Origin of the sequence: Sphingomonas sp. YR710 (assembly GCF_900101455.1) — a bacterium.
Taxonomy (GTDB): Bacteria; Pseudomonadota; Alphaproteobacteria; order Sphingomonadales; family Sphingomonadaceae; genus Rhizorhabdus.
The window spans coordinates 13,407-26,237 of sequence record NZ_FMZJ01000001.1 but is presented as its reverse complement, the minus strand read 5'-3'; the positions used below and the strand labels follow the sequence as shown (position 1 = coordinate 26,237).

8 protein-coding genes and 3 tRNA genes are annotated in these 12,831 nt (G+C 62.5%); 7 read left to right on the top strand and 4 right to left on the bottom strand.

From position 1 onward, the window contains the following. Window positions 1-170 precede the first annotated feature (170 nt). The 4 genes from BLS13_RS00140 (at window position 171) to BLS13_RS00125 (ending at window position 3,755) form a co-directional block, all read left to right on the top strand. Entirely contained in the window at window positions 171-935 is a 765-nt protein-coding gene (locus BLS13_RS00140; RefSeq protein ID WP_093449467.1) for a zinc-ribbon domain-containing protein, read from the top strand. An 86-nt stretch (window positions 936-1,021) separates the two neighbouring features. Further along, on the top strand, window positions 1,022-2,122 hold the full coding sequence (locus BLS13_RS00135; protein ID WP_093448688.1) for a 6-phosphofructokinase: 1,101 nt from the start codon (window positions 1,022-1,024) through the stop codon (window positions 2,120-2,122). A gap of 91 nt (window positions 2,123-2,213) precedes the next feature. Then, window positions 2,214-2,300: transfer RNA gene (locus BLS13_RS00130), tRNA-Leu, on the top strand. 783 nt (window positions 2,301-3,083) lie between these two features. After that, window positions 3,084-3,755: a Crp/Fnr family transcriptional regulator gene (locus BLS13_RS00125; protein ID WP_093448685.1), complete on the top strand. Its 672-nt coding sequence runs from the start codon at window positions 3,084-3,086 to the stop codon at window positions 3,753-3,755. Between the two features lie 291 nt (window positions 3,756-4,046). Here BLS13_RS00125 and BLS13_RS00120 read toward each other — a convergent pair. Further along, window positions 4,047-4,123: transfer RNA gene (locus BLS13_RS00120), tRNA-Arg, on the bottom strand. A 79-nt stretch (window positions 4,124-4,202) separates the two neighbouring features. Between BLS13_RS00120 and BLS13_RS00115 the strand changes: the two genes are divergently transcribed. The 3 genes from BLS13_RS00115 to BLS13_RS00100 all read left to right on the top strand — a co-directional run bounded on the left by BLS13_RS00115 (window position 4,203) and on the right by BLS13_RS00100 (window position 9,674). Further along, window positions 4,203-4,724 carry a hypothetical protein gene (locus BLS13_RS00115; RefSeq protein WP_143011825.1) on the top strand — a complete coding sequence of 174 codons (522 nt, stop codon included), beginning with the start codon at window positions 4,203-4,205 and terminating at the stop codon, window positions 4,722-4,724. A 599-nt stretch (window positions 4,725-5,323) separates the two neighbouring features. After that, entirely contained in the window at window positions 5,324-6,805 is a 1,482-nt protein-coding gene (locus tag BLS13_RS00105) for an ATPase domain-containing protein (RefSeq protein ID WP_176943364.1), read from the top strand. Between the two features lie 7 nt (window positions 6,806-6,812). Continuing rightward, window positions 6,813-9,674, top strand: a complete 2,862-nt coding sequence (locus BLS13_RS00100; RefSeq protein ID WP_093449464.1) for a PAS domain-containing protein — start codon at window positions 6,813-6,815, stop codon at window positions 9,672-9,674. Between the two features lie 133 nt (window positions 9,675-9,807). Here BLS13_RS00100 and BLS13_RS00095 read toward each other — a convergent pair. The 3 genes from BLS13_RS00095 to glpX form a co-directional block, all read right to left on the bottom strand. Further along, window positions 9,808-9,883: transfer RNA gene (locus BLS13_RS00095), tRNA-Glu, on the bottom strand. Window positions 9,884-9,957: 74 nt separating this feature from the next. After that, on the bottom strand, window positions 9,958-11,724 hold the full coding sequence (gene recJ / locus BLS13_RS00090) for a single-stranded-DNA-specific exonuclease RecJ (RefSeq protein WP_093448676.1): 1,767 nt from the start codon (window positions 11,722-11,724) through the stop codon (window positions 9,958-9,960). Between the two features lie 61 nt (window positions 11,725-11,785). Next, the gene (gene glpX / locus BLS13_RS00085; RefSeq protein WP_093448673.1) at window positions 11,786-12,760 is read right to left on the bottom strand and encodes a class II fructose-bisphosphatase; all 975 of its coding nucleotides are present in this window, start codon (window positions 12,758-12,760) and stop codon (window positions 11,786-11,788) included. Window positions 12,761-12,831: the final 71 nt, after the last annotated feature.

Here is a 12,831-nt window from a genome sequence, read left to right as displayed (position 1 = left end):
AAGCCCATGATCCGCAACCACCCTGCTCACCTGTCGGCACCGCCATGGCACAGCCCCACCGCGCGCGCAAAATATTCCGCCCCCCGTATCTGGCGACAATGCTTGCAGGTGCCGGTTGACCATGGTTAGTGAAGAAATTGCGCAACGAGCGCGTCGAATGTCTGGGACCGATGATACTTTCCTGCCCGTCCTGCAATACACGCTACCTTGTCCCCGATGCAGCCGTCGGCCCCACCGGCCGTCAGGTGCGCTGCGCCAATTGCCGCCATAGCTGGTTTCAGGAGCCAGTGGTGCTTGAGCTGGCAGAAGCGCCCGCCGACCTGTTTTCGGCGGGAGAGCCCGCTGCAACCAGCCCCCCACCCGCGACAGCGGCAGCTTTTCCGACGGAAGCGCCAGCCTATCAGCAGCAGCCGAGCGTAGCCGAGAATGAGGTGGTCGCGCGCTATGACGGCCCATCCGAGGCCGCACTTCCCGATCCCAACCATCAGCAGCTGGCGTTCCGCCCGCGCCGCAATGTCAGCAAATTACTGACCATTGCGGCGGCGATCATCGCGGTCATCCTGATCAGCGCGATCGGCGCGATCATCGCGATTGGCCCCGACAGGCTTGGCCAACGGATTGGAGTTACGCCCACCACTGTGCCCTTGGTGATCGAAATGACACGCAAGCCGGACCGGCGCGAAACGGCCAGCGGCAACGAGCTGCTCGCGGTGACGGGGCGCGTCGTCAACCCGACCAACGTGCCGCAAACAGTCCACGACATTCGCGCCGAGCTGCGCGATGCGCAGGGGCGCACCGTCTATAGCTGGACGATCACCCGTCCAGTCAACCAGCTCGCTGCGGGCGCCACGGCCGATTTCGACAGCGCGGCGGTCGATGTGCCGCGTGGCGCGCGCAACCTGCACCTGAGCTTCATCGGCCCGGCCGGAAACTGATCGCGACGATCAGCCTTCGGCGCCGGGAATCGATCGACGATCACGTAGCTTGAGTTAGCCCAACGGACTGAAGCCAAGGACGAACGATGCGAATTGGCATATTGACGGGCGGCGGCGATGTACCGGGGCTCAATCCCTGCATCCGCTCGGTGGCGCTGTCGGCGATGGACCGCGGATGGCAGGTCGTCGGTTTCAGGCGCGGATGGCAGGGATTCCTCGAAATCGATCCCGCCGATCCCGACAGCGTGGGAGCCCACACGATTTCGCTCGATCGGGAGGCCGTGCGCGGGATCGACCGGGTCGGTGGTACGATGCTCCACACCTCGCGCACCGATCCCCGGACGGTGCCTGGCGGCGACCGGACGAGCCAGGTGCTGCACGTGCTTTCCGCGCTGAACATCGACGCGTTGATCACCCTCGGCGGGGACGGCACCTTGCGCTTTTCGGCGCATCTGTCCTCGCTGGGCTTTCCGGTGATCTCGATCCCCAAGACTATGGACAATGATGTCCACGGCACCGATTACTGCATCGGCTTTTCGACTGCGATCACCCGCTCGGTCGATGCGATCAACGCGTTACGGACGACCGCGGAAAGCCATGAACGAATCGCCGTGATCGAACTGTTCGGACGCCGTTCGGGCGAAACAGCGCTGCTGGCGGGGTTTCTGGCGCAGGTGGACCGCACCGTGATCGCCGAAGTGCCGGCGAATCTCGACGAGCTGCTGCCGTTGCTGGTCGCTGATCGCAAAAGCCGCCCGGCCAGCTACGCGATGTGCGTGATCTCCGAAGGGGCTACCATTGCCGGCGACGCCGCCAATACAGACGAGCGGGCGATGTCATCGACCCAGCGCCACGCTGAAGCCGTCGGAGCACGACTGGCGCGCGCGATCGAGGCGGAGACGGGGCTCGGCACGATCGTCCAGCAACTCGCGTATCTGATGCGCGCGGGCGATCCCGATGCACTTGATCGAATGGTGGGATTCGCCTTCGGCGGCATGGCCGTGCAGCGGATCGCGGCGGGAGAGACCGGCCGCATGCTGGCGCTGCGTGACGGCAATTATACCGACGTCCCGATCGATACCCTGCTCGAGGCGACAAAGGCGGTCGACGTCGACGCGCTATATGATCGCGCTCGATACCGGGCAAAGCTGATGCATGTGAAAGGCATGCCGATGTTTCTCTACTGATTTTCACGATCGGGCATTGCGCCCCCGGTTCGGCTTTGCTAGTGGCACGCGCCTACCAGCATCCCGGCCCGCCGGGATACTTACTCGGTGTGCGGTCGTGGCGGAACTGGTAGACGCGCAACGTTGAGGTCGTTGTGGCCGAAAGGCCGTGGAAGTTCGAGTCTTCTCGACCGCACCACCCAGTCCATTGTGGCTGATCTAATCGCGCTCCGCGCCTCGTAGGGCGCGAGAAGCCATATTTTGCGCCCCTTTGTAGGGCTGCTCGTGGCCGGGAGATGCGGCCAGGCTCCGCCGCCTTCGGCATTTTTAAGAGCAGCCCACCGCTCGCACCAGAGCATAGGCAGGCTTTCGAGACCATTGCGATAGTTGAGCTGCCGGGGACCGGCGTTCTTCGAGAAGGGTGTTGGCATATCCGGCATCAAGAAGCTGGCGTCGAATGACGATGCCACTCATCGGAGATTGCGCCTGACGCCCAACGGCTTTCTTGCCGAATTCGCTTTGGCAATCGGACCTACTCGGTTCGCAGGAGCTGGAGCCTTACGGATCGCGGCAGTTTACAACAGTGGGCTGGTCAAACGCGCTCATACAAAACGATGATAAAGCTCTTGGCGCTAAAATTTGCGATTACTATAATTTTTCACACACCTTTCAATAAAATATCAATTAATGCACAATAAATTTTTTAGATTTCATATTTTATTATACAATATAAGAGCAAAATATTTATACAAAATATCCCTTAGGAATATTTGTTATCTCGCAAATATGACACATTGATAATTTTGTACGGAAACGCACTAACATAACAATGTTCGTAAATTAGAGGCATCATACCCATATCGGTCGTATCGACTGCCGATGCATGGGCGCAGCCGGCAGAGAGAATTGTTCTCCCGCCCTGTTGTGATGGGGCCCGGACTTGCGAGATCAATCTTCCTTCAAGAATCTATTGCTGCGCACGATGAGCGTCGCTGACTTTGCCGCGTTGGAACCGCGCTTGGTTCGCGTCGAGCTGGCCCGCTCGCAGGCGCTGATTTTTCCGGGGCAACCCATCGGCCATTGCTGGTTCCTCGAGGAAGGCATCGCCTCAATGGTCATCACCTCAAGCGAGGGGCACGAGACCGAAGCCGCGATTATCGGACGAGAGGGGATGGTCGATGCCGCGACGATTCTCGGCGTCGACGCTTCTCCTATACGCAGTGTCATCCAGATTCCTGGCTATGGATACCGCCTGCCAGCCCCCGTTCTTTCCAGCCGACTGGAAGCCAGCGCAGATCTGCGCTCGATGCTCAATCGGTATGTATATGGTCTGCTCGAGCAAACTGCGAATACCGCGCTGGCCAATGCGTCGTTCACGGTCGAGGAGCGCCTGTGCAGATGGTTGCTGATGTGCAGTGATCGCGTCGATGGCGCCGAGATATGCCTTACGCACGAACTGCTGTCCGTCATGCTCAATGTCCGTCGCGCGGGTGTCACGCATGCGGTGAACTCGCTCGAAGCCGCCGGAATGGTAAAAACGCGTCGAGGCGCCATTTTGATCACTGATCGGCCGGCCGTCATGCGCCGGATTCATGGTAGCTATGTCCCACTCTCGTCCGCCGACCCGTTTCCCGGCCCGTTGCAGGCGAAATGATCTGACACTGAAGGCAAAAAGCCGAGAATCTCGGCCCGCGCAGCAGCCTGCGCCCGCACGAGCCTTCCGCTGGCGCCCTCCGCCGATGATATGGGCAATCAACCGCGGCCATATGCGCCGGGGCTGATTGTAAGCGGGAACGGCCTGGCAGGTAGCGCCGCTGCTTTTCCAAGGCGTTTTCACCGAACTGAACACCACGCCCGATATCGTGCAGCACCGATGCGTCGCAATCATCGCCGAGGGGTTCCCCGGCGGGGGATTTCTTTGCGTTTTCAACGATGATGGGGAAAATGGTGCGCCCGGAACGATTCGAACGTCCGACCCTCAGATTCGTAGTCTGATGCTCTATCCAGCTGAGCTACGGGCGCGCTGTGGGGGCTAACTAGTCGGGGTCCGCGCCGGACGCAAGCCCGTTGCAGAGAAATTCTGCGGCGCATAGAGCAGGGCATGGCCAAGCTTAGCATCACCGCATCCTGTTTCGTTTCGTCGCTGTGTCTGCTTGCAGGTTGTGCGGCGAATACGGGGGTATATCCGTCATTGGCACAGCGCCCCGTGGAGCGAACGAATCCGGCCGCCGTTCCGTCCGCAGCCACGCGTGCACCCAATCCTGCCCTCTTTGGCCCGCCTACCGTTGTTCCGGAACAAATCGCCGCGATCCTCACCGCGGCGCGAGAAGCCGACGCGACATTCCAGAACAAGCTCGCCGAGCAGAGGCCCGTGATCGACGCGGGCCGATCGGCGCCCGCCGGCAGCGAGAAGTGGGTGCTCGCGCAGGAAGCCTATAGCGCGGTCGATTCGGCGCGGGGCGGAATCGCAACGGCGCTGGCCGATCTCGATCGGCTGCATCAGGAATCGGTGGCGTCGGGCGACCGCAACCGTCAAGCACAGGTGGAATCCGCAATCGGCCAGCTACAGGCGCTCGATCAGGGCGAACGCGCCTTGCTGGCGCAATTACTGCCAGCAGCTTAAATCATCCCGATCCCGGTATAATGGCCGTGTAAATCGAGTGCCGCATGTGCTGAATTGGCAGAGCTTCGGAACCGCCGGAGCGATAGGCCGACATGAGATCGGCCAGCGCCTTTGCCAATGCGATAGATTATTCGGGAAGCTGCCGTAATGGCATAAACGCCAAAATCTTATCCTTATCGTGACCCTGACGGAGTGCCACCCCACGCTCCTCGAGCAATTGCGCCAAGTGCATATGAATTTGCTTCACGGCGTGAGCCTTGGCCGCCAGGGCGCATCTGCGCTCCTCCGCCGCCCTGCGAAGATAATAGTTGGATTCGCCTTCTTCCACTACGGCCACGGTAAATCCCCGCATCAAGCGCCGAGGGAGAGTAACGGCGATCCGGTCACGGTCTGTACGTGAATGTCCTGATGGGAGGGCTGTGGCCACACTCGACTTGGCCGCCTCACGGCACGGCGGTCTGCCATGAGCCGCGGCTTCGGCCGGATGTCATCAATTCTGGCCGCCGCGGATCGATATTCGCGCTCCCGCGTTAAACGAAACCAATTTTGGCCGGCATGCGTCTGTTGATGACTGTCAGCAGAAAATGTGCGGAGTAACGATGGGAAATTATGCGACGGGCGTGGCCGGGCTGGATGAGGTTCTTTCTGGGGGCCTCGCGAAAGGCAGGCTGTTTCTGATCGAAGGAAGTCCGGGCACGGGCAAGACGACGATTGCCACCCAATTTCTACTATCAGGAGTCGAGGCCGGAGAGACCACCCTTTACATCACCTTGTCGGAAACCGAGGAGGAATTGCGCGACGGTGCAACCTCTCATGGCTGGACTTTTCCTGCCGCGTTCGAAGTGTTCGAACTTGTGCCACCGGAAAGCCTGCTCAACGACGAACAGCAGCAGAGCCTGCTATACTCGTCCGATCTCGAACTTGGTGAAACCACGAAGCGGATCTTCGAGGCTTTCGAACGCATCCGGCCCTCGCGCGTCGTGCTCGACAGTCTTTCCGAGATTCGGCTGCTGGCCCAGAGTTCCTTGCGCTACCGCCGGCAGGTGCTGGCTTTGAAGCACTATTTCTCCCGCAATGACGCCACGGTGCTGATGCTCGACGACCTGACCGCCGACGCAATGGACAAGACCGTGCACAGCGTCGCCCACGCCGTCATCCGGCTGGAGGAATTGTCACCCAATTACGGGGCCGAGCGGCGGCGAATGCGCGTGATCAAGTACCGGGGCCGTCGCTATCGCGGCGGATATCACGATTTTGTGATCGACACGGGCGGCGTACGCGTGTTCCCGCGCCTGGTGTCCGCCGAACACCGCTCCGATTTCAAACGCGAAACGGTCGCGGTCGAGGATGCGCGGCTCAACGATCTCTTGGGCGGCGGCTTCGACCGGGGTGCGAGCAACCTCATCCTTGGCCCTGCCGGCACGGGAAAATCGCTGCTCGCGCTCAGTTTCGTGCAGTCCGCGGTCGCAAGGGGCGAAAATGCCGCGCTGTTCGTCTTTGATGAAGAGCTCGGCCTGCTGTTCGAGCGCGCGAAAGGTCTCGGGGTCGATCTGCAGGCCATGGTCGACAGCGACAAGCTGGTCGTTGAGCAGATCGACGCTGCCGAACTGACCCCGGGCGAGTTCTCGGAGCGGGTTCGGAACTGCGTGGAAACACACGGCGCGCGCACGGTCGTGATCGACAGCCTTAACGGCTTTCAGGCCGCGATGCCCGAAGAACAGGCGTTGATATTGCACATGCACGAATTGCTGCAATATCTGAACCGGCAGGGCGCCACGACTTTCCTCACGGTTGCGCAACATGGGCTGGTGGGCGACATGAAATCGCCGGTCGATGTCACCTACCTCGCCGATACCGTCATCCTGCTGCGCTATTTCGAGGCGCTGGGGCGGGTGCGTCGCGCAATTTCCATCGTCAAGAAGCGCACGGGCTCGCACGAGGATTCCATCAGAGAGTTCAAGATCGGCAGAAGGGGTATCACGCTGGGCGAACCGCTGACGGGCTTCCAGGGCATATTACGCGGCGTACCCAGTCTGGTCGGGCAGGACGAAGCCGGCCTCCTTTATGCCGACCGCGATTGAAGCGGCCTTGAATCGCACCATCGCCGAAGGCGCACTGATCCTCGCGCCCCACGGCCGCGATGCGGCTGTCGCCGAAGCCATGCTGCGCGAGGCGGGATTGGGGGCGTCATCGGTTGCGGACCTCCCCGCATTCGTGCGGGCGCTTCGCAGCGGCGGCGGGTTCGGCATTGTGACCGAGGAGACCCTGCGCGGCGCCGACTTGCGCGATCTGGCCGCATTCATAGCCGATCAGGCCGAATGGTCCGACTTTCCCTTCATCGTGCTGACCGCGCGCGGCGGAGGCCTTGAACGCAATCCGGGGGCGGTGCGTTTGCTCGAAACGCTGGGCAACGTCACCTTTCTGGAGCGACCGTTCCATCCGACCACGTTGATCAGCCTTGCTCGGGCGGCACGGCGCGCCAGATTGCGGCAATATGAAGCCCGAGCCCGGCTCGAGGCCATTCGCGCGGGACAAGACCGCCTGCACGTGGCGCTGACCGCCGGCGGCCTCGGCGCGTGGTCGATCGAACTGGGAAACCGCACACTCTACGCGTCCACCGAATGCAAGGCGCAATATGGGCGTGGCGAGAATGATCCATTCGGTTACGAAGATCTGCTCGATGCTATCCATCCCGACGACCGGGATCAGGAGCACACCGCCATCGAGGGCGCATTGGCGACCGGTGATTCCTATGGGGCCGAATATCGCATCCTTTGGCCCGACGGCTCGCTGCACTGGGTGCAGATCAGCGGACGGCTGGAACGCAATGTCGGCGGCGAGGCCGACCGGTTCGTCGGGGTTTCGCAGGACGTCACCGCCCGTCGTCAAACCCAAAGCCGCCAGGCGGCATTGATCGAACTGGGGGACAGGTTGCGGCAAACGACCGACCCTGGCGATATGTCGTTTCTCGCCGCGCAAATCCTCGGCTCAACGCTGGGTGTGAGTCGGGCGGGCTACGGCATCATCAATCGGGTCGCCGAAACCATTACGATCGAGCGCGACTGGAACAGCCCCGGTACGAACAGCCTCGCAGGCGTGCTCCATTTTCGCGACTATGGATCGTACATAGAGAATCTGAAGCGCAGCGAATTGGTCGCGATCGCCGACGCCCGCACCGATCCGCGCACCGCGGCGACGGCAGCAGCGCTCGAGGCGATCCACGCGCGTGCCGTGTTCAACCTGCCGCTGGTGGATCAGGACGACTTCGTTGCCTTGCTCTATCTCAACGACAAGGGGGTTCGAGAATGGCCTCCGGAGGACATCGCGTTCGCGCGCGACGTGGCCGATCGCACCCAGGCCGCGATCGAACGGCGCCATGCCGAAACCTCGCTGGCCGCTCTTGCCGAGTCTCTGGAGCGCCAGGTCGAAGAGCGCACGCGTGAGCGCGATAGCACCTGGGTCAATTCGCAGGATCTGCTGGCGGTGATAGACCCCAAGGGAATGTTTGTGGCGGTAAATCCGGCCTGGACAACGATCCTTGGCTGGCGAACCGAGGAGTTGATCGGTCGCCATCACGTCGCCTTCAGTCATCCCGACGATCAGGTAGCGAGCGCTGCGGCGCATGAACAGGCAAAGATTGCCGTGCTCCGGCAGTACGAGAATCGCGTCCGGCACAAGGATGGTTCGTATCGCTGGGTCTCGTGGGTCGCCTCGGCCGATGGCGACCGGGTCTATGCCAGCGGGCGCCACATCAGTGCCGAGAAGGAGGCGCAAATTCAGCTCGAGGCGGCGCAGGAGCAGCTCCGTCAGGCCCAGAAAATGGAGGCTGTCGGCCAATTAACGGGCGGCTTAGCTCATGATTTCAACAACTTGTTAGCCGGGATCTCCGGCGGCCTTGAACTGATCCAGATCCGCATGAAACAGGGGCGGTCGAGCGAAATCGACAAATATGTCGAACTTGCGCGCACTGCGACCAAGCGTGCCGCCGCTTTGACCCATCGGCTCCTCGCCTTCTCGCGGCGCCAGACCCTCGATCCGAAACCGACAAGCATCAACCGCCTGATCGCGAGCATGGAGGAGTTTCTCCGGCGATCGGTCGGGCCCCACATCGAAGTGGAGGTGGTGGGAGCCGGCGGATTGTGGACGACGCTGATCGATCCGAACCAACTCGAAAATGCCCTGCTCAACCTGTGCATCAATGCGCGCGACGCGATGCCTGACGGCGGGCGGATCACGATCGAAACCGCGAATATATGGTTCGCCCCTGCGGAAGCCAAAACGCGCGATTTGCCGTCCGGGCAATATGTTTCCTTAAGCGTTACCGACACGGGTACGGGCATGTCGCCCGAAACGATCAAACGCGCGTTCGATCCGTTCTACACCACCAAGCCGCTGGGCGAGGGCACAGGTCTCGGCCTTTCGATGATCTATGGCTTCGTCCGTCAATCGGGAGGCCAGGTGCGCATTTATTCCGAACTTGGCGAAGGCACGACGATGTGCCTCTATTTTCCGCGCGTCTTTGCCAAGGACGTTGCCGAACAGGCGCCGCAGGATACCGCCACAACCCCCTCGGCAACCGCTGGCCAGATCGTACTGGTGGTCGATGACGAGCCCGCCATTCGGACATTGGTCACCGACTCGCTTGCCGACCTCGGCTATAACACACACGAAGCCGGTGACGGCGCATCCGGCCTGGCGATGCTGCGAGCCGAACCTGCAATCCAGCTTCTGGTCACCGATGTCGGATTGCCGAACGGGATGAACGGACGGCAATTGGCCGACGCCGCGAGGGTCCAACGCCCGGATCTCAAGGTTTTGTTCATTACCGGCTATGCGGAAAATGCAGTGATTGGAAACGGCCAGCTCGATCCCGGCATGCATGTCCTGACCAAACCGTTCGCAATGGATGTTCTTGCCAATAGGATTCGTGACATTATCGCAGATAGTTAGCACGCATCCAAAATGCATGCTCCACGCGGAGGGACCCTCGCTCCGCGATATCCTCAGATATTCGGGATATTGGGAATATATTCGAGAATCCGGGCTCTGTACCGCCTTCAACGAGGTGAACCCATTGAAAAGGTGGTGACCCCAACGGGACTCGAACCCGTGTTTTCGCCGTGAAAGGGCGACGTCCTAGACCGCTAGACGATGGGGCCATCGGCGGCTGAGGGGCGGCGATTAGGGCAGCATCGGCGCGGGGTCAACCCGCTGTCGGCGCTTTTTTGCGCGATCAATCGACCCAGGCGGCGTCTTCGACGTGCAGCTCGGCCGACGTGCGCGATCCCCACTGATTGATCTTCGGCCGGCCGGCCAGCCACAGCGCCCGATCCGGCCCGGCGCCGAGCAGGGCCTGACCCAGCGCACTTTCTACCGCCCCGAAGGCTATGCCCTTGAACGATCGCCCGTCGCGCCCGGCGACGATCAGCCGGACATGGCGTTCGCCAACGATATCCGCCTTGATGATCCGCACCGGCCCGGCAACGATGCGCGGCCCCGGCCAACCGGCACCATAAGGGCCACCCTCCTCCAGCGATTCGACCAGCATCGGCGTGAGCCCGCCGGGCGCCACCAACGTATCGAGCAGCAAAGCCCGGTCGTCGCGCGCGGCGGCGACATCGGACGCCAACCGCGCGTCGAGAAAGTCGGCGAGCGCGTCGACCCCGCCGGACGCTACCGTCAGGCCCGCCGCCATCGCATGGCCTCCACCCGCGACCAGCAGCCCCATATCTTTGGCGGCCAGCACCGCAGCGCCCAGATCGACCCCCGCGATCGATCGGCCCGACCCCTTACCTACGCCGTCGGCATCGAGCGCGATCACAATCGCGGGGCGGCCGAGCTTTTCCTTGAGGCGCCCGGCGACAATGCCGATAACTCCCGGGTGCCAGCCACCGCCGGCGACAACTGCAACCGCACGATTATCCTGCCCGATGACCGCCTGCTCGGCCGCATCCTGCACCGCGCGTTCAATCGCGCGTCGTTCCTCGTTGAGCCGATCGAGTTCGGCGGCGATCGCCTGCGCTTCCTGGGGATCGGCGGTGGTGAGCAGCCGCACGCCGAGATCGGATTTGCCGACCCGCCCGCCGGCATTGATCCGCGGCCCCAGCGCAAAGCCCAGATCGGTGCAGGTCGGCGCACGATCAAGCCGTGACGCATCGATCAGGGCCGACATGCCGATGTTCCGGCGCCCGGCCATCACCTTGATACCTTGCGCGACGAACGCACGGTTGAGCCCGCGCAGCGACGCCACATCCGCCACCGTACCCAGCGCGACAATATCGAGCAGATCGAGCAGCTTCGGCTCCGCCCGCGACGCAAACCAGCCGCGGCCGCGCAGCACGCGGATCACGGCCGCACCGAGGAGGAAGGCGACGCCCACCGCCGCAAGATGGCCATGCGCGGCGCCCTCATCCTCATCGAGGCGATTGGGATTCACCAGCGCATAGGCCTCCGGCAGGGCCGTCCCGCATTGATGATGATCGACGACGATCACGTCGACCCCCACCTGCTTCGCTTGCAGCAAAGCATCGAACGCCTGCGCGCCGCAATCGACGGTGACGATCAGCTTCGCGCCGCCCGCCGCGATCCGCACAAGCGCTTCGCCCGAGGGGCCATAGCCTTCCATCAGTCGATCGGGAATATACGCCGCCGGATCGCTCCCCAGATCGCGCAGCAGGCGGATCAGCAAGGCGGCAGAGGTGGCTCCATCGACGTCATAATCGCCGAAGACAGTGATCGCCTCGCCCGCCATCACCGCATCAGCGACGCGATCAGCAGCGCGGTCCATATCGCGGAAGATCGACGGATCGGGCATGAAGCCGCGAATGGTGGGAGAACGGTGGCTCTCGATCGCATCACGCGGACAGCCGCGGGCGAGCAGCAATTGCGTGACCAGATCGTCGGGCGAGAAACCCTCGTCGCGCGCATCCGCAGCCGCCCCGCGCCAGCGCCAGGGCTGGCCGAGGATCGAACGGGAGATGTTGAGGACAGGCGCGCGCATGGCGTGCGTCTAGAGGGGAATGCGCAAAAGCGGAAGGCGCCGTGAAGCGCCTCCCCGCCCCTTACCTTTCCTTGTAATGCTCACCCTTCACCCAGCGAACGGTGCCGCTGCTCGCGCGCATCACCACGCTCTCGGTGGTCATGCACCCGCCCTTGCGACGCTTGACGCCTTCGAGCAACGATCCATCGGTAACGCCGGTCGCCGCGAAGATCGCATCGCCCTTCACCAGATCGTCGAGATGATAGATCCGATCGAGATCGGTCACGCCCCATTTGCGGGCGCGGGCCTTCTCATCGTCGTTGCGGAACAATAGCCGGCCCTGGAACTGACCCCCCACGCATTTGAGCGCGGCCGCCGCGAGCACGCCCTCGGGCGCGCCGCCCGATCCCATATAGATGTCGATCGTCGTATCGGGGTTGGTCACCGCGATCACGCCGGCGACATCGCCATCGGGGATCAGCATGATGCCGCAGCCGAGCGAGCGCAGTTCGGCGATCAGTTTCTCGTGCCGCGGGCGATCGAGCACGCACGCGATGATCTCGTTCGGCTGGACACCCTTGGCGGCGGCGAGCGCTTTGATATTCTCGGTTGGGGTGCGATCAAGGCCGACCAGGCCCTTCTCATAACCCGGCCCGATCGCGAGCTTGTCCATATAGACGTCGGGCGCGTTGAGCAGGCCGCCTTCCTCGGCGATGGCGAGCACCGCCAGCGCGTTCGGGCCGGCCTTGGCGGTGATCGTCGTGCCTTCGAGCGGATCGAGCGCGATATCGATCTTCGGCCCGGTGCCCGGAGCGCATCCGACCTTCTCGCCGATATAGAGCATCGGCGCCTCGTCGCGCTCGCCCTCACCGATCACGACCGTACCGTCGAATTCGAGTTCGTTGAAGGCGGCGCGCATCGCTTCGACGGCGGCATGATCGGCGGCTTTTTCATCGCCGCGACCGACCAGCCGGGAGGCGGCGATGGCGGCGGCTTCGGTCACCCGCACCATTTCCAGCACCAGTACCCGATCCAGCGCACTACTTGCCTTCGTCATTCGGTCAGCCTTTCTAAATTCGGGAACGCAACTGCGATTAAGCGGGGAACATGACGTTGTCGAGAAGACGA